We start from the raw sequence: 16,523 nt of genomic DNA, 5'->3' as shown, positions 1-16,523 counted from the left end.
CGCGCTACCTGTTCGGCGTCCGCTTCAGCTACTGACAGGGAGAATGATGATGCGAAAGATCGCTACGACCACTTTGGTGACCGCGCTGGTGCTGGCGGGATCGCCCGTGATGGCGCGGGAATTGGCGACGCTGACCCGCCTCGATGCCTCGAGCGTGGAACTGAAGCGCGACGATACCGCTCCCGTAGCGGTGTGGATCAGCGCCGACACCGTGCTGGACAAGGGCGACCAGCGCTTTGCCGCAGCCAGCAAGGACGGCGTGCTAAAGCTGCCGATCGCGGCGTCGGACCGGCGCTATGTGATCCTCGAAGGGAAAGGCGGCAAGGGCCGCACCGTCGTCGCCGAGCGCGTGCTGCCGTTGGAGCAGGGCAGCAACTTCCGCGATGTCGGCGGCTACGTCACGAAGGACGGGCATACGGTGAAGTGGGACAAGGCGTTCCGCTCGGGCGCGATGCCGCTGCTGACCGACGCGGACTATGCGCTGCTCGGCCAGCTGGGCATCGGCAACATCGTCGACTTGCGCTCGATCGAGGAGCGCGAGGTTGCGCCCGACCTGCTCGACGACAAGGTGGGCGCGCTGTTCATCGCCAACGACTATTCCCTCAAGCCGCTGATGGCGAAGATGGGCCAGGGCGGCGGCGAGAACATGTATGCGGGCATGGAGAAGATGCTGGCGCCGCAGTTCCGCTCGCTGTTCCGCCGCCTGATCGCGGACGAGGGCGCGGTGGTCTACCATTGCTCGGCCGGGCAGGACCGCACCGGCATGGCGACGGCGCTGCTCTACGATGTGCTCGGCGTCGATCGCGAGACGATCCTGAAGGACTACCACCTCTCCACCGAGCTGCGTCGCACGCAGTTCGAGATGCCCAAGGTGGACCCCAAGGACTATCCGAACAACCCGATCCTGAAGTATTACGTCGCGGGCGAGGACGGCAAGCCGCGCAAGGCGGAGCTGCTCTATACGCCCTCCGGTGCCTCGCACCTGGCGCAGTTCTTCACCTACCTCGACAAGCAGTACGGCGGTTCGGAAGCCTACCTGCGCACGCTCGGCTTCACCGATGCGGACTTCGCGAAGCTGCGCAAGACGATGCTGGACTGATGAACGAAAGGGCGGGGGCATACGTGAATGCGTTCTCCGCCCTGTCGAAGTGCCCTCAGTGTTGTGCCCACTCCACGCGGTAGAGGTCGAAGCGGCGGTCCTTGAGGTTCTGCACCGCGCCCGACTGGCGCGCGGTCAGCAGCGCGTCGAGGCTGAGGTCTGAGATCGCGATCGTCTCGGTATTGGGCGCGGTGTCCGCCGCCACGCCGTCGCGGGCGAAGGGAAAGTCGCTGGGCGTCAGGATCGCGCTTTCGGCGTAGTGGACGTCCATGTTCTCGACGTTCGGCAGGTTGCCGACGACGCCCGAGGTGACGACGTAGCATTGGTTCTCCACCGCGCGGGCCTGCGCGCAGTAGCGCACGCGCAGGTAGCCGCGCCGCTCGTCGGTGCAGAACGGCACGAACAGCATCAGCGCGCCCTGGTTGACGAGATGGCGGGCCAGTTCGGGGAACTCGCTGTCGTAGCAGATCATCACCCCGATCGGCCCGCAGTCGGTGGGGATGACGTTGGCGCCGTAGCCGCCCTTGATGTTCCACCAGCGCCGTTCCGACGGCGTCGGGTGCAGCTTCTGTGTCTCGTGCACCGCGCCGTCGCGCAGGAAGGTATAGGCGATGTTGCGGATCTCGCTCTTGCCGCCCTTCAGCTTCACGCGGGTGGGGTGCGAGCCGCCGATGATGTTGATGTTGTAGCTGACCGCCATGCGCGCCATGAACTCGACGAAGCGCTCGGTGTATTCGGCGATCTTCTCGATCGCCTCGACCGGCTGCAGCTTCTTCTCCTCGATCGAGAGCAGTTCGAGCGTGAACAGCTCGGGGAAGGCCACGAAGTCGCTTTCGTAGTCGGCGGCGACGTCGATCCAGTATTCGACCTGGGCCTCGAACTCGTCGATCGTGTCGATCTTGCGCATCTGGAACTGCACGGTGGCGACGCGCACGCTGGAGGGCACGCGCTCCTTGAGGCCGGGAATCGCCTTGCCGGTGTCCAGCGGGGCGAGCGGGTTGGTCCAGTACATCAGCACCGCGTTGCCGCCGCTCTCGCGGTCGGTGGGGATGTAGTCGGGCAGAATGCCGCGCGGCTCGTAGCCCTCGTTCATCTGGAAGTTGATGACCTGGTCGCGGATCTTCTTGTCGCGCACCGCCTGCACGTAGTCGGCCGGATCGGGATAGGCGCGCTTGCGGCGGTAGTAGCCGGGCATGCGGCCCGCGAAGGCGATGCCCTTCAGCTCGAAATACTGGCAGACCTCGCGGCGCTTGCGGTAGAGGCGCTGGCCGATGCGCAGGCGGCGGTAGTCGGGATCGACGCAGACCTCGAAGCCGTAGAGCACGTCGCCTTCGGGCGCAGGCGGACGGCCGTAGCCGCCGTTGCTGATCTCTTCCCAGGTGTGCGGCTTGAAGGCGAGGTCGGAGGTGACGATCATCGTCGCGCAGTGGCCGACGACCTTGCCTTCGTACTCGGCCACGAACTGGCCTTCGGGGAAATTGATGACCTGCCCGCGTATCTCGGCGCGGGTGAAGGCATCGGCCTTGCCGTAGACCTTGACGGAGAGACGGGCGATCGCGGCGGCGTCCGCGACGGTCGCTTCGCGGATGATGAGCTTGGCTTTGGTCTGGTCCATGAGCGCTGTTCTACGCATTGCGGCGCGGAAGGTTCCAGTCCGTAATCCTCTTGAGCGGATTCATTTTTTCTCAGGCGACGCGGGATACATGGGGCGCCCGGGCCGTTGTCTTCCCTGAAAGGAGACTGCCCCCATGAGTGCAACCCTTTACGCTCTCGCCCTGTTCGCCTGTTCGGACGACGGCACCGCCTGCCAGCGGCTGGAGACGCCGGTGCGGACTTACGAGACGCGCGGTTCCTGCGATGCCGGTATCGACAGTGCGCTGGATACGGAGGCCGCCCGCAAGGCCGAGGCGCCGACCGTCTACGCGCAGTGCCTGACGAGCCGGCAGATGGCTTCGATCGGCAAAGGCACCATCGACCTCACGCGGGTTAATGGCGCGCGATTTGCCAGCGCAGGGTTCTAAGGCCGGTTCTTTTCCCAACTCGTCATTGCGAGCGAAGCGAAGCAATCCAGGGCCGCGTAGACCGCCCTGGATTGCTTCGCTTCGCTCGCAATGACGAAACTGAGGATCACCCCCGGCCGCGATAACCCGGTACACCCTGATCGGGCACCCAGAGCCCGGTGGGCGGTGCGTCCGATTGCCAGAACACGTCGATCGGAATGCCACCGCGCGGATACCAGTAGCCGCCGATGCGCAGCCACAGCGGCTTCATTTCGTCGAACAGGCGTTGGCCGATGCCGACGGTCACGTCCTCGTGGAAGGCGCCGTGATTGCGGAATGAGCCCAGGAACAGCTTGAGGCTCTTCGATTCGACGATGGTTTCGCCGGGCGCGTAGTCGATCACGAGATGCGCGAAGTCGGGCTGTCCGGTCACCGGGCAGAGCGAGGTGAATTCCGGCGCGGCGAAGCGGGCGAGATAGAGGCTGCCGACGCGCGGGTTCGGGACGTAATCGAGCTGGGCTTCCTCGGGCGAAGCAGGAAGTCCGCTCTGCTGGCCGAGGTGGAGGGGGAAAGAGGTGTCAGTCATGACCCGGCAATGCCGCCAAGGACGCGCGAACGCAAGTATGTCGCAGGTGGCCCATATGTCACACCGGCGATGGACGATGGCAGGCCACGTCTTGTCGTGCGGACAGGAGGCATTAACTGAGGGTTCACACGAAGTTTGGCGAAGACCGAAGATACCATGAGGGGCACGAATTCAATCATAGCGCGCGCGGCGATCTCGACCGCGCTGGCCGCAATTCTCGCGGGGCCTGTCGGTGCCCAGTCGAGCGGCACCACCTGGAGCCTTCCCGAGCCGACCGCGACCCCGAGTTCGCGGGCACAAGGTCCGGTCGACGCGCAGAACCCTATCCTGCGGCCGCGCAATGCCGCGCCCGAACCGGTGCCGACCATTGCCGCACCCCCGCCGCAGGTCCAGCCATCCGCTCAGCCTCCGCGCGTCCAGCCCACCGCGCAACCCTCCGTGACCCCGCGCTCCACGCCGACGAGAACGCCGAACCCGGCAGCCAGCCCCAGCGCGCCCGAACCGCGCGCTTCGGCGACGCCCGAGCCGCAGGGCACTCCCTCGGCTTCCGCGCCGGTCGCGCCCGAACCGTTACCGACGCCGATCCCTGCGCCCTCGGCGGTCGAAAAGCCCACGACAGCACCTGCGCCTGCGCCTCTCGTTCCGGTTGCGCAGCAGGGCTTGCCCATATGGGTATGGGCAATCCCGGCAGTGCTGGTCGTCCTGGGCGCCCTTGCGTTCTTTCTGCGGCGCAAGCGCCCGGCCGAGGAAGCGGAAGATTGGCCCGAAGTGCAGGAGGTCGCCGAACCCGTCGCGCCTCCTGTTCCGAAGCCTGCCCCCGTTCCGCAGCCGGAATTCGCCAGCCCGCAGGTGTCGCCGCGTCCCGCTCCGACCCCGCCGCCAGCCGCTGCGCCGGAAGCTGTCGATATCGCCTTCGAGCCGGTCGGCCTGCGCCTCTCGCTGGTCTTCGCGACGCTGCAGTACCGGGTGACGCTGACGGCGGGCACCGACCTCCCGGCCGGGCACCTGATCGGCGACATGATCGGCGCACATGGCTCGCTGACCTCCGAGCAGCAGCTTGCCCCGCCGCTGGAGACGCTGACGCCGCTCAAGCCGGTGCCTGCGCTTGCGGCGGGGGAGAGCGTTACCCTCACCGGCGAAGTGCAACTGCCGCTCAGCGCCATTAGGCCGCTGCAGCGCACGAATGCGTCGTTCTTCGTGCCGCTGCTGCGTGTGGGCGCAGTCTTCGCCGAGACCGTCGCGCCCGTACGCCGCGTCTTCACGCTGGGCATCGCCGGAGGCCCCGCGCTGGCGCCGCTACGGCTCGACACCGGCCCGATGGAGCACCGCGATCTCGGCGCGCGCGAGGTGGCGGAGGCGCGCGCCTATCCGGTGCTGCCGGACGACCGCCGCCGCGCGGCCGGTTAGGCTAACGGGTCGGACTTCACTGATCGAGATCGATGACTTTGCCTTGCATCGTCATTGCGAGCGCAGCGAAGCAATCCAGGGCAGTTTCGCGCCGCTCTGGATTGCTTCGCTGCGCTCGCAATGACGAAAGGTCGGTTTAATCAAATGTCATAGTGCTCTAGGGTCAGCGCTCCCCACTCGCGGAGACGACATTGAGCAGCACGAATGCCCCCGGAACCCTCTCCAACGCCACGGTAATCGTCGGCGCGGGGAGGCGTAGCGAATGGACCGGGCCGGTCGTCAACCCCCGGTCTGGCGCGCGAGCACCCACCTCTACGAGAACACCGCCGCGCTGGCGCAGGGTCCGCGTACCAACGAGGACGGGCGTTTCTTCTACGGCCGCCGGGGCGCGCCGACGCAGTGGGCGCTGGCCGACGCGCTGACCGCGCTGGAGCCCGGCGCCGCAGGCACCGTGCTCTATCCTTCCGGCGTCGCCGCCATTGCCGGGGTCATGCTGACCCTGCTGCGGCCGGGCGACGTCGTGCTGATCACCGACAATGCCTACGACCCGACCCGTTCGATGGGCAAGGGCCTGCTGACCGACATGGGCATCGAGCCGCGCTTCTTCGATCCGCTGGATCTGAAGGCCTACGAAGCCGCCTTCTGCGACCGCACACGGGCAGTGCTGCTGGAAGCACCGGGCAGCCTCTCGATGGAAATGTGCGACCTGCCCGCGCTGGCCCGCATCGCGCGGGAGAAGGGCGCGGTTTCGGTGCTCGACAACACCTGGGCCAGCCCGCTCGGCTTCGCGGGGCTGAGCCACGGGATCGACGTGGTGCTGATGGCGCTGACCAAGCATGTCGGCGGCCACTCGGACCTGATGATGGGCAGCGCCAGCGCCGGGCCGGAACTCTACGCAAAGCTGCGCGGCCGCGCGCAGCAACTGGGCAATGTCGTCTCTCCCGACGACGCGGCGCTTGCGCTTCGCGGCCTACGTACCTTGCACTTGCGCCTTGCCCACGAGACGCAGAGCGCGCTGGAAATCGCAACGTGGCTCTCGAAGCGGCCGGAAGTGGCGCAAGTGCTCTGCCCGATGCTGCCCGGCGCACCGGGCCATGACTTGTGGAAGCGCGATTTCACAGGCGGCTGCGGCCTCTTCAGCTTCACTTTCAGGGGCGGCGATGCAGCCGCGCGCAACCGCTTCATCGATGCGCTGACGTTGTTCGGCATCGGCTATTCGTGGGGCGGGTTCGAAAGCCTGGCGATCCCCATCGAGCCTTCCGCCTACCGCAACACCATGGCCTGGCCGCCCGCTCCTGCCGCGGAAGGCGACCGCCACGGCGTACGCCTTGCCATCGGCCTGGAGGCGCCCGAGGACCTCATCGCCGACATCGAGCAGGCACTGGAAGCATGGCGGGGGCAGTGACCGCGCCCCTTGTCGCGGCCGCCACGGCGAGCCCGACGCCGACCGCGACAGCCACCGCCGTCGTGGTCAAGCACGCCGAGCCGGTCGCGGGCGCGGAAGGCATCAAGAACGTCGTCTCCGCCCGCAGCGACACGATCGGCAACATCGTCGACACGCTCGACAAGCTGGCCGTGCAGGTCGGCTCCAGCCGCATTTCGCTGTGGGACTTGACCGTCATCGTCGCTGTGCTCGCGCTGGTGATCTCGGTCGCCTGGATCACCAGCCGCATGTCGAGCCGGCTGCTGGCCCGCGCGACGCGCCTCGACATGACGCAGCGGCTGCTGACCGAGAAGATGGTCAGCCTGTTTATCTGGACCGTGGCCATCCTCGTCGGCATCGACGTGCTGGGGATCGATCTGACGGCGCTGACGGTGTTCTCCGGCGCCTTCGGCCTCGCCATCGGCTTCGGCCTGCAGAAGACCTTCGGCAACCTGATCGCCGGTATCATCCTGCTGATGGACAAGTCGATCAAGCCGGGCGACGTCATCGCCATTGCCGACCAGAGCGGGCAGTACACCTTCGGCCAGATCCGCCGCATTGGCATCCGCGCCGTCTCGCTCACCACGCGCGACCAGAAGGAATACCTGATCCCGAACGAGAACCTGATGATCAATCAGGTCGAGAACTGGTCATATTCGTCGAAGAATGTGCGTATCCAAGTCCCGGTCGTGGTCCCCTATGCCTCCGATATCGAGCTTGCCGAGAAGCTGATGCTGGAGGCAGCGGGTGCCGTAAAACGTGTCCTCAAGGCCCCGCCGCCGACCGTCTGGCTCGACAGCTTCGCGGAGAATGGAGTCGCCTTCGTGATCCACGTCTGGATCACCGATCCCGAGGAAGGCACCGGAAACGTGCGTTCTGACGTCCTAAAAGGGCTCTGGAGGCTTATGCGCGAGAACGGCATCAAGGTGCCTTTCCCTCAGCGCGATCTCAACCTTCGCGATACTGAGACGATGCGCGAGTTGATTGCCGCGCTTCGGTCCGACGAGGGCAAGACGCCCCTGAACTGATTGCGGCATACCCACCTGTTTGGGACTTGTCCGGAAAGGCTTGTCTGTATCCAAATTCCCTTTGTCGATCCTCGGCACGCGATCTCGATACTATTTGGATACCGATCTTTCGAGTACCCGGGGGCGAGATGGCCACCTAGACCCGATTGACCGTTGTCATGTTGAAGGCGCCTGAGTCCGCACGAAAACCTGCGAAGATGCTCGACATGATCAAGGGTGCCTGACATTGCACTTTCGTGCTGGCCGGAGCCTTGCGCTGGTGGAAGCTCCTGCCGGTATTGCTGGTGAGCTATACCTTTTTCGGCCTCGAACCCAACGACCTGCCGCTCGACGGCATGGTCCGGACGACCGAGCGTGAGATGCTGTCGCTGCTGGGCGAGACGGACTTGCCGCCTGCCCTGGCTCCCAGTCCTACGTTCTGACCTGAAGCGCTTCTTCAGTACCCGAAGAAGCGCTTGAGCCCGAGGGCCTTGAGGCCGCGGCGATACGTCATCGAACTCATGTCCGCAGGGATATGCGCCTCGTCGGTAGGATCGAGCGGAAGCCATTCGGGCATCTGCGCCTCGACGATGGCCTTGTCCTCCTCGAAGATGCGCTGGTTGAAGTCGTAGACGTCCTGCACCGGCAGGTCGGTGTCGAAATTGCGGGCGATCGGCGCAAACAGGCGCGTCACACGGGCCGACACCGGCGAGGCGGCGTTCATGATGACCAGCCGGTCGGTGCCCGGGAAATGAATCTCCAGCGTCGCCGTGAACGGCAGGTGGCAGCGGAAATGGCGCAGCCAGTTGAATCCGGGAACCCCGCGCTGAGAGACGCCGATCGGATAGTTGCCTACCGAACTCCAGTATTCTGCCTCGAAGCCGTATTCGGTCCGTTTCGGCGCATAGGCCGGGACTTCGGCATTGTCGGGATCGGCGAAAGTCTCGGTATGCACGAAGGCGAAGTGCGCGACGTCGAGAAAGCCTTCCAACTGGCGTCCAGCGAAACCGTTGATATCGATCCAGGGACAGGTGATCTGCTGGAATTCGGGCTCTTCCCAGTGCGGCATGTCGGGAATGTCGCCCGTCGCGGGAGCATCGCCCTCGGCGTCGAGGCAGGTCCAGATCAGGCCGTAGCGTTCGAAGCTGGGGAAAGTACGCAGGTGCAGCCGCTCCGGAATGTCGCGCGCGGGGTGCGCAGGGACGTGGACGCACTTGCCGCCGCCCCCGAACCTGAGACCGTGATAGGGGCACACCACGCTATCGCCCTGCTGCGTCCCGAGGCTTAGCGGCACCCCGCGATGCGGGCATACGTTGGTCGCGACGACAATCTCGTCGCCTGACTTGTAGATCACCAGCGGCTGGTCGAGCAGCCTGGTGCCGACCGGCTTCTCGCCCACTTCGCGAGCGAGTGCTACGGGATACCAGTGACGGGCGAGGACGTACCAGTCTTCCGGATCGAAAGTGCAGCCCAGGGGAAGGGCAGGCCGAACGGGGGCGATGACGGCGGCAGTAGCCATGGAATTTTCATCCGCTGAAGGTTTCCCGCGCCTTTTCCGCCTCCTTCTCTGCTCTATCAAACGCAATGATTTGCACATTGTGTTGCAAAATTTAGAGCGGAAGCAGTCGACTGCTGATGGCAATGCCGCGCTGCAAAATCGTGCTTGTCGATGCGTATTGTATCTGTCAGTATATCGAGCATCTGAGGCTTCTTCCGCAGCGTGGCGGCAGGCAGCCCGTCTCATTTCATGATTGTATGGCAACGGCGCCATCGGCTCATTCCGGGTTCGGGGTGCGGCTGATGGCGCTTTTTCGTGTTGGAAAGGCTGGCGTGGAGCGCAAATCGGTAAAGAGCGTGTGCCCCTATTGCGGTGTTGGCTGCGGTATTGTCATGGATGTTGCGGACGGTCGCATCGTCAAGGTGACCGGTGACAAGAACCATCCGACGAATTTCGGCAGGCTGTGCACCAAGGGAAGCAGTTGCCATGTCCCGGTGACGGCTCCGGGGCGCGCAGATGCGGCTTATGCCCGCATCGCCGGCAGCAGCGACCAGGGTGCGATCCCGATGAGCGAGGCGATCAGCCGAACCGCAAATGGCCTGCGCACGATTATCGATCGTGACGGGCCGGACGCGGTCTCGTTCTACGTCTCGGGGCAGATGTCGCTCGAGGCGCAGTACCTTGCCAACAAGCTATGCAAAGGTTTCATCGGCACCAACAATATCGAAAGCAACTCGCGGCTGTGCATGGCGAGCGCTGCCAGCGGCTACAAGCTCTCGATCGGAGCGGATGGCCCTCCGGGATCCTACCAGGATTTCGACCAGGCGGACCTCTTCTTCGTGATTGGCGCCAATATGGCGGACTGCCATCCGATCCTGTTTCTCAGAATGATGGACCGGGTGAAGGCGGGCGCAAAGCTGATCGTCGTCGATCCGCGGCGCAACACCACGGCGGACAAGGCCGACCTGTTCCTTCAGGTAAAACCGGGCACGGACCTCGCACTGCTCAATGGCCTGCTGCATCTCCTTGTCGAGCAGGGCGGCATCGATCGCGACTTCATATCTGCGTTCACCGAAGGCTGGGATGCGATGCCGCAGTTTCTTGCGGACTACGCACCGCCGCGGGTTGCCGAGATCACAGGCATCCCGGAGGCCGATCTGCGGCAGGCCGCGCAATGGATCGCAAAGGCAGGCGAATGGATGACCTGCTGGACCATGGGGCTCAACCAGAGCACGCATGGCACCTGGAATACCAATGCGATCTGCAACCTGCACCTCGCGACCGGGGCCATCTGCCGTCCGGGCAGCGGGCCATTCTCGCTTACGGGCCAGCCCAATGCCATGGGTGGTCGCGAGATGGGATACATGGGGCCGGGCCTGCCTGGCCAGCGTGCGACCATCAGCGAGGCCGATCGCCTCTTCGTCGAGGACGCGTGGGGTGTTCCGCATGGCACTCTGCGGGTCGAGAGCGGCGCCGGTACGGTGGCGATGTTCGAGGAAATGGTGAAAGGCCGGATAAAAGCGTGCTGGATCATCTGCACCAACCCGGTCGCCAGCGTCTCCAATCGCAAGACCGTCATTGCCGGGCTGGAGGCGGCCGAACTGGTCGTCACCCAGGATGTCTATGTCGATACCGAGACAAATCGCCATGCCCACATCATCCTTCCGGGGGCGCTATGGGCAGAAGCGGAAGGAGTCATGATCAATTCCGAGCGTAACCTGACGCTCATGCAGAAGGCGGTCGATCCTCCGGGCGAGGCGATGGCGGATTGGGAGATCATTGCCCGAGTGGCCTGCGAAATGGGATATCGCGATGCGTTCACTTATGCATGCGCCGAGGATGTCTTCGAGGAAATCCGCCAGTTCTGGAACCCTCGAACCGGCTATGACATTCGCGGTGCCAGCCACGAGCGGTTGCGTGGCACTCCCCTGCAGTGGCCTTGTCCTCCGGATTGCGAGCAGGACCGCAATCCCACGCGCTACCTCAACGACGGGACCAGTCAGACGCTCAGGATCGAGGAGGACGAAACCCGTCCTCGGCTCGCCTTTCCGACCGAGAGCGGCAAGGCGCATTTCCTGCCGCGTCCCCACATGGAACCGGCGGAAATGCCAGACGAGGAATATCCGCTCGTGCTCAACACCGGGCGCCTGCAGCATCAGTGGCATACCCTGACCAAGACGGCCAAGGTGCCGATGCTCAACAAGCTCAATCCCGGTCCTTTCGTAGAACTCAATCCCGAGGATGCGAAAGCGCTGCAGATCGGCGAGCGGGATCAGGTCGAAGTGCAGTCACGTCGCGGGCGTGCCGTCTTGCCGGCGATCGTCACCGACCGCGTGCGACCGGGAAATTGCTTCGCGCCGTTTCACTGGAACGACGTCTTCGGAGACGACCTTTCGATCAATACGGTCACCAGCGATGCGGTGGACCCTATATCGCTGCAGCCCGAGTTCAAGTTCTCCGCGGTAAGGCTGTCGCGGGTGTCTGGCCCGATAGACCTCGAGACCGTACAACCCGGTGAGGCAGCTCGAAACGAGCGGCACCAAGAGGCCGTGGCGCCGTCCGGCGGTGACGAGCGCGAGCGCACTGCACTGGACGTGTTCGAGCGCCTGGTAGGCATGCCGGTCAGCGCGCCGCCGGCTTTCACGCATGAGGAACAGACATTCCTTTCGGGATTCACGGCCGGACTGCGAGCATCCGAACTGGAAACAGCGCAATTACCCTTCGTGCCGGCAGGTGCCCCCTTTGACGAGGGGCGGCGACATTACGTCAACGGGCTTCTCGCTGGCCTTTTCGCCCGCGTTCCGTTGCCTGGAGGCGAGACACCGCTTCTGGCAGCCGGTCCTGCTATGGGTGTGTTTGCGGCGCCAGAGTCTGACGCACGCGAGATCCTGGTGCTCTGGGCCTCTCAGACAGGCAACGCCGAAGGCTTCGCCGAGACATGCGCAGCGCGACTGAAGGGAAGCAATCATCCCACCCGGGTGTTGTCGATGGATGCACTGGCGCTTTCGGAATTGGCGGATGCGAGCGAAGTCCTGTTGATCGCCAGCACGTTTGGCGACGGTGACGCACCCGACAATGGCGGCCAGTTCTGGTCCGCTCTTGCCAATGCGGCCGCACCGCGGCTGGAGGGGCTGCAATATTCGGTCCTCGCGTTCGGCGATTCCAGCTACGATCAGTTCTGCGGCTTCGGACGAAAGCTCGACGCAAGACTGGAGGAACTGGGGGCAGCCCGGCTCGCTCCCCGCACAGACTGCGAGCCCGATTACGAGGAGCCGGCATCGTCCTGGTTGTCACAGGTCATCGCCACGCTGAAAGCCAGCGAGCCAGCAGTGCCGGTAGCAGCTGCGGCAGCTTCGCCTTCCGAGGGGAAACTGGACACGCCTCGATCTTCCCAAATGCAAAGTCCTGCCGGAAGCCCGCCGTACTCCCGAAAGGCGCCGCTGCTCACCTCGCTTTCCAGAAACGACTTGTTGAGCGCTGTCGGTGCGCAGAAAGAAGTGCGGCAGATCGGCTTCGACCTGACCGGCTGCGACTTTGCTTACCGTGCAGGGGATGCCCTGGGTGTGTGGCCCGCCAATTGCCCTGCACTTGCTTCGGAAATCCAGGACGTCCTCGGGCTTGCCCCCGAAACGCCTGTCGTCGTCAAGCAGGTCGGCGAAACGGCGCTGTCCGAAGCTCTATTGCGGCACTGGGATATTGCGCGCCTCAACCGCAGCATCCTCGAACTGATCGTGGAACGGCGGCCTGACGCGGCGTTCGCGCCGCTGATAGACCCGGATCGTAAGCCCGAACTCGATCGGTGGATGTGGGGACGCCAGATCGCCGATGTCCTGCACGAGAGTGCGGTCCGCCTGACGCCGGCTGATCTGAGCTCCGTGATGCGGCCTCTGCAACCGCGCTTTTATTCGATCGCCTCGAGCCCGCATGCGCAAAGGGACGAGGTGCAACTGACGATCTCGACCGTAAGATATACTTGTGATGGGAGGCGTCGTCACGGCGTCTGCTCGGCGTTCATGGCCGACCGGGCGGCGAGCGGCGACGTCGGAATCTTTCTTCAGCCTGCCGCACATTTCCATCCCCCAAGGAGCCGGATCGGGGGATGATCATGGTCGGACCCGGCACGGGGATCGCACCGTTTCGCGGGTTTCTGCATGATCGGCAGGCTACGGGAGCCAAGGGCCCGAACTGGCTGTTTTTGGAGAGCAGCACGAAGCAACCGACTTCTATTATCGTGAAGAGATCGCCGATTGGCGCCGTATTGGCCACCTCGACCGTCTAAGCCTCGCCTTCTCGCGCGATCAAGCGGACAAGATCTACGTCCAGCACCGCATGCTGGAGGAAGGCGCGGAACTCTGGCGCTGGCTGGACAGCGGCGCGCACTTCTATGTGTGCGGAGATGCGAGCCGAATGGCCAAGGATGTCGATGCCGCACTCAAGCAGGTGGTGGCGAGGCATGGCGGGATGAGCCACGAAGATGCGGTCGACTACGTGGCCCAGATGCAGAGCGAGAAGCGGTATGTCCGAGACGTTTACTGACCTTTGCCTCAGATCGTTGCCATATCGGCGAACCTATTGTTACATGCCCGGCACCTCAACGAATTGATCGAGACCCAGCGCCAATTCGGGCTTGAGGTCTTCCAGTGGCCGGTCGATCGCCAGCGCCAGCCATAGCGAGCCATCGACGAAGGCGCTCATGCCTTGGGCCGTCTCCCGGGGGCTCATCTTGAGCCCGATTGCGCCACGATCCGCCATCGCCTGCAGGTGATCGCTCAGGATCGCCAGCGCCTCTTCCAGTATCGGCTTGAACACGTCGTGCAGGTTGCCCGGCCGCGCCGCCTCGGCGCGCAAGTGAAGCCGGGTGCGGACGATCGTCTCGATATCGAACCCCAACTGGTCGTCGAGGTTGGCGATCAACGCCCTGAATGAAGGCCAGTCGTCCGGAAATTCGAGGGCATCGACGATACCGTAACGCAGCGCTTCGGCGACGATGTCCTCCTTGTTCGCGAAATGAACGTAGATCGCGCCGGTGCTCAGCCCCGCCTGCTGGCGGATATCCGCCATCGACATGCCTTCCACGCCCTTGCGGGCGATGCACTCGATCGTGGCGCGCAGGATTCGCTCGCGCTGCGCGTTCATGTGCTCAGGGTCGCGTTTGGGCATGGCATCCTCAAAAAGTACAATCGTTCGTTATTTCGTCTTGCGGGAAGTTACAACCTCTTGACAGCCTCTTTAAAAGAATGAACGTTCGGTTTCCATGAGGGAAGAACCGCTGATCAAGGGGAATGGCATGGCATCGATGAAATCGCTCTTGGCTGCGGGTGTGGCGGCATTGGCGCTGGCGCCGGGAGCTGTGTTCGCCCAGTCGCTCGATAGTGAGGTCGCAGGCGGCGATATCGTGGTCACGGCGCAGAAACGGGCGGAACGCCTGCTGGAAACACCGCAGTCCGTCACCGCGATCTCGGGCGAGGATCTGGCGCGCATCAATGCCATGCAGTTCCGCGACTTCGCCAATTCGGTGCCGGCGCTGTCGTTCACCACGGCCGGGCCGGGGCAGACGCAGCTGACGCTGCGCGGGGTCACGGCCGGGAACGACATCGGGCCGACCGTGGGCGTCTACGTCAACGACGTGCCTTACGGTTCAAGCACCGCATTCACCAACGCCTCGTCGCTGTCGCTCGACGCGGGACTGTTCGACATGGACCGCATCGAGGTACTGCGCGGACCGCAGGGCACGCTTTACGGTGCCAGCACGATGGGCGGGCTCATCAAGTACGTGACCGCCGCTCCGCAGTTGGATGGCGTGAGCGGATCGGCGCAGGCGGGCGTGTCTGATACCCGGCATGGCGGTATCAGCTATAACGGCGGCGCGGCGTTCAACGTGCCGGTCGTGACGGACAAGGTCGCCCTGCGCGCCAACGGTTTCTATTCGCGCGACGGCGGCTTCATCGATAATCTTGCCTTGGGGCGCAAGGACGTGAATCGTTCGCGCGTCTACGGCGGGCGTGCCGACCTGCTGCTCAAGCCGAGCGATGCGCTGTCGATCCGCATCGGCGGCTATCTCCAGAACATTCATCGCGGCGGCACGGCGGCGGCGGACTATACGCTGGCGGGCGAGCCGGTCGATGGCAGCTTCGACCAGCGCCGGCTCCTGGCGGAAGGGTTCGAACAGCGCTTTCGCCTGGTCAGCGGGACGATCGATTACGATCTTGGCCCTGCGACGCTGACCTCGATCACCAGCTACCAGACCACGCGCGTCGCCTTCCGTCAGGATGCTTCGGCCGTCTACGTGCCGATGCTGGGCCAGTTCGGCCTGAACTTCGACGCCGTCGCGGTGGGCCAGTTGCGCAGCACTAAGAAGTTCACGCAGGAACTGCGCCTCGCTTCGAACGGCACTGGCACGATCGACTGGCTGGTGGGAGGCTTCTTCACCAACGAGAACAGCAGGAACGGGCAGCTCATCGTGCCCTACGACGCGAATGGTTCGATCGCGCCGGTCGATCTCGCGACGATTGCCATTCCCAGCCGCTACCGCGAACTCGCCGCGTTCGGCAACCTGACCTGGCACATTACCGAGCGCTTCGACGTTTCCGGCGGTCTTCGCTATGCCCGCAACACGCAGCGCTTCGAGCAGATCGGATCGGGCCTGCTGATCGGCTCCCAGCCGCAGGCGCGTTCCAGCGACGACGTGGTCACCTACCTCGCCAACGCGCGGTATCGTTTCAGCGACAAGGCGACGTTCTACGTCCGCTACGCGACCGGCTATCGCCCCGGAGGCCCGAACTACGTCGTCGACGATCCGCTGACCGGCGAGCCTCTGGCGCCTGCGACATTCAAGTCGGATTCGCTTCAGAGCTTCGAGGCGGGCTTCAAGGCGGAAACCGCCGACCGCAGCTTCAGCATCGACCTTGCCGGCTACTACATCGACTGGAACGACATCCAGATCGCCACGGCGGCAGGCGGCGTCTCGGTGATCGCCAACGCCGGTGGGGCGCATGTCACCGGCGCCGAGCTGACTTTGACCGCAAGGCCGAGTTCGACCCTTACCGCCACCGGCTCCTTCGCCTGGCAGCATGCGCGCATTGCCGACGACAGTGCCGATCTCGGCGCGACCAAAGGCGACCGTCTGCCCAACGTGCCGAAGTACACGGTGACGATGAACCTCGATTACCGGGCGCCTGCCACGTCCGCGCTGCGTCCGAGTGCGGGCGCGACGGTGCGCTTCGTCTCCGATCGATCGTCCTCGTTCGACGGCAGTGCGGGGTTCCCGCAGTACGAACTGCCTGACTATGTCGCGGTCGATCTGCGGGCCGGAGCGACGGTCGGCCCGGTCGAGGCGCAAGTCTTCGTGCGCAACCTGTTCGATACGCGCGGCCAGCTTTCCGCTGCCACGGTGCTGTCGATCCTGGGCGGACCCGCGCAGGTCTCGATGATGCAGCCGCGCACTATCGGGCTCAGCGCCACCACGCGCTTCTGACCGCGCACTCAATCTCCAGATCATCTCCC

General features: G+C 64.5%; 10 protein-coding genes and 2 pseudogenes. 8 read left to right on the top strand and 4 right to left on the bottom strand.

Going from position 1 to position 16,523, the window contains the following annotated elements; translation table 11 throughout:
• The first annotated feature begins 49 nt into the window (after nucleotides 1–49).
• The gene (locus KZO24_RS20990) at nucleotides 50–1,099 is read left to right on the top strand and encodes a tyrosine-protein phosphatase (RefSeq protein ID WP_271180756.1); all 1,050 of its coding nucleotides are present in this window, start codon (nucleotides 50–52) and stop codon (nucleotides 1,097–1,099) included.
• Between the two features lie 55 nt (nucleotides 1,100–1,154).
• On the opposite strand, the gene KZO24_RS20985 is transcribed toward KZO24_RS20990, so the two are convergent.
• Nucleotides 1,155–2,714 (bottom strand): carbon-nitrogen hydrolase family protein, encoded by a 1,560-nt coding sequence (locus KZO24_RS20985; RefSeq protein ID WP_271180757.1) that lies wholly within the window; start codon nucleotides 2,712–2,714, stop codon nucleotides 1,155–1,157.
• A gap of 133 nt (nucleotides 2,715–2,847) precedes the next feature.
• Between KZO24_RS20985 and KZO24_RS20980 the strand changes: the two genes are divergently transcribed.
• The gene (locus KZO24_RS20980; RefSeq protein ID WP_008832353.1) at nucleotides 2,848–3,120 is read left to right on the top strand and encodes a hypothetical protein; all 273 of its coding nucleotides are present in this window, start codon (nucleotides 2,848–2,850) and stop codon (nucleotides 3,118–3,120) included.
• 106 nt (nucleotides 3,121–3,226) lie between these two features.
• Here the strand turns inward: KZO24_RS20980 and queF are convergent, their stop codons facing one another.
• Nucleotides 3,227–3,685, bottom strand: a complete 459-nt coding sequence (gene queF / locus KZO24_RS20975) for a preQ(1) synthase (protein ID WP_271180758.1) — start codon at nucleotides 3,683–3,685, stop codon at nucleotides 3,227–3,229.
• A 156-nt stretch (nucleotides 3,686–3,841) separates the two neighbouring features.
• Here queF and KZO24_RS20970 point away from each other — a divergent pair, with 156 nt between their 5' ends.
• The 4 genes and pseudogenes from KZO24_RS20970 (at nucleotide 3,842) to KZO24_RS20955 (ending at nucleotide 7,965) form a co-directional block, all read left to right on the top strand.
• On the top strand, nucleotides 3,842–5,092 hold the full coding sequence (locus KZO24_RS20970; RefSeq protein WP_271180759.1) for a hypothetical protein: 1,251 nt from the start codon (nucleotides 3,842–3,844) through the stop codon (nucleotides 5,090–5,092).
• Between the two features lie 191 nt (nucleotides 5,093–5,283).
• A pseudogene (gene metC / locus KZO24_RS20965) lies at nucleotides 5,284–6,497 on the top strand (cystathionine beta-lyase).
• A complete protein-coding gene (locus KZO24_RS20960; protein WP_271180761.1) occupies nucleotides 6,494–7,543 on the top strand; it encodes a mechanosensitive ion channel family protein in 1,050 nt (349 codons plus the stop codon). The pseudogene metC and the gene KZO24_RS20960 overlap by 4 nt, the downstream one beginning before the upstream one ends.
• Before the next feature lie 236 nt (nucleotides 7,544–7,779).
• A complete protein-coding gene (locus tag KZO24_RS20955; RefSeq protein ID WP_271180762.1) occupies nucleotides 7,780–7,965 on the top strand; it encodes a hypothetical protein in 186 nt (61 codons plus the stop codon).
• Nucleotides 7,966–7,979: 14 nt separating this feature from the next.
• Here the strand turns inward: KZO24_RS20955 and KZO24_RS20950 are convergent, their stop codons facing one another.
• Entirely contained in the window at nucleotides 7,980–9,041 is a 1,062-nt protein-coding gene (locus KZO24_RS20950; RefSeq protein WP_486487644.1) for a Rieske 2Fe-2S domain-containing protein, read from the bottom strand.
• A 281-nt stretch (nucleotides 9,042–9,322) separates the two neighbouring features.
• On the opposite strand from KZO24_RS20950, the pseudogene KZO24_RS20945 reads away from it, so the two are divergent.
• Nucleotides 9,323–13,556, top strand: a pseudogene (locus tag KZO24_RS20945) (bifunctional nitrate reductase/sulfite reductase flavoprotein subunit alpha).
• Between the two features lie 39 nt (nucleotides 13,557–13,595).
• Here KZO24_RS20945 and KZO24_RS20940 read toward each other — a convergent pair.
• Nucleotides 13,596–14,180 carry a TetR/AcrR family transcriptional regulator gene (locus KZO24_RS20940; RefSeq protein ID WP_486487643.1) on the bottom strand — a complete coding sequence of 195 codons (585 nt, stop codon included), beginning with the start codon at nucleotides 14,178–14,180 and terminating at the stop codon, nucleotides 13,596–13,598.
• Between the two features lie 127 nt (nucleotides 14,181–14,307).
• On the opposite strand from KZO24_RS20940, the gene KZO24_RS20935 reads away from it, so the two are divergent.
• Nucleotides 14,308–16,494 (top strand): TonB-dependent receptor, encoded by a 2,187-nt coding sequence (locus tag KZO24_RS20935; RefSeq protein ID WP_486487642.1) that lies wholly within the window; start codon nucleotides 14,308–14,310, stop codon nucleotides 16,492–16,494.
• Nucleotides 16,495–16,523: the final 29 nt, after the last annotated feature.

It is taken from the genome of Novosphingobium sp. NFX11 (genome assembly GCF_057376415.1).
This window is presented reverse-complemented; position numbering and strand designations above follow the sequence as displayed.

What these genes read in the sequence shown, in the direction of transcription:
- KZO24_RS20990 (WP_271180756.1), top strand. Translation starts at nt 50, where the DNA reads ATGCGAAAGATCGCTACGACCACTTTGGTGACCGCGCTGGTGCTGGCG.
- KZO24_RS20985 (WP_271180757.1), bottom strand. Translation starts at nt 2,714, where the DNA reads ATGGACCAGACCAAAGCCAAGCTCATCATCCGCGAAGCGACCGTCGCG.
- KZO24_RS20980 (WP_008832353.1), top strand. Translation starts at nt 2,848, where the DNA reads ATGAGTGCAACCCTTTACGCTCTCGCCCTGTTCGCCTGTTCGGACGAC.
- queF (WP_271180758.1), bottom strand. Translation starts at nt 3,685, where the DNA reads ATGACTGACACCTCTTTCCCCCTCCACCTCGGCCAGCAGAGCGGACTT.
- KZO24_RS20970 (WP_271180759.1), top strand. Translation starts at nt 3,842, where the DNA reads ATGAGGGGCACGAATTCAATCATAGCGCGCGCGGCGATCTCGACCGCG.
- KZO24_RS20950 (WP_486487644.1), bottom strand. Translation starts at nt 9,041, where the DNA reads ATGGCTACTGCCGCCGTCATCGCCCCCGTTCGGCCTGCCCTTCCCCTG.
- KZO24_RS20940 (WP_486487643.1), bottom strand. Translation starts at nt 14,180, where the DNA reads ATGCCCAAACGCGACCCTGAGCACATGAACGCGCAGCGCGAGCGAATC.
- KZO24_RS20935 (WP_486487642.1), top strand. Translation starts at nt 14,308, where the DNA reads ATGGCATCGATGAAATCGCTCTTGGCTGCGGGTGTGGCGGCATTGGCG.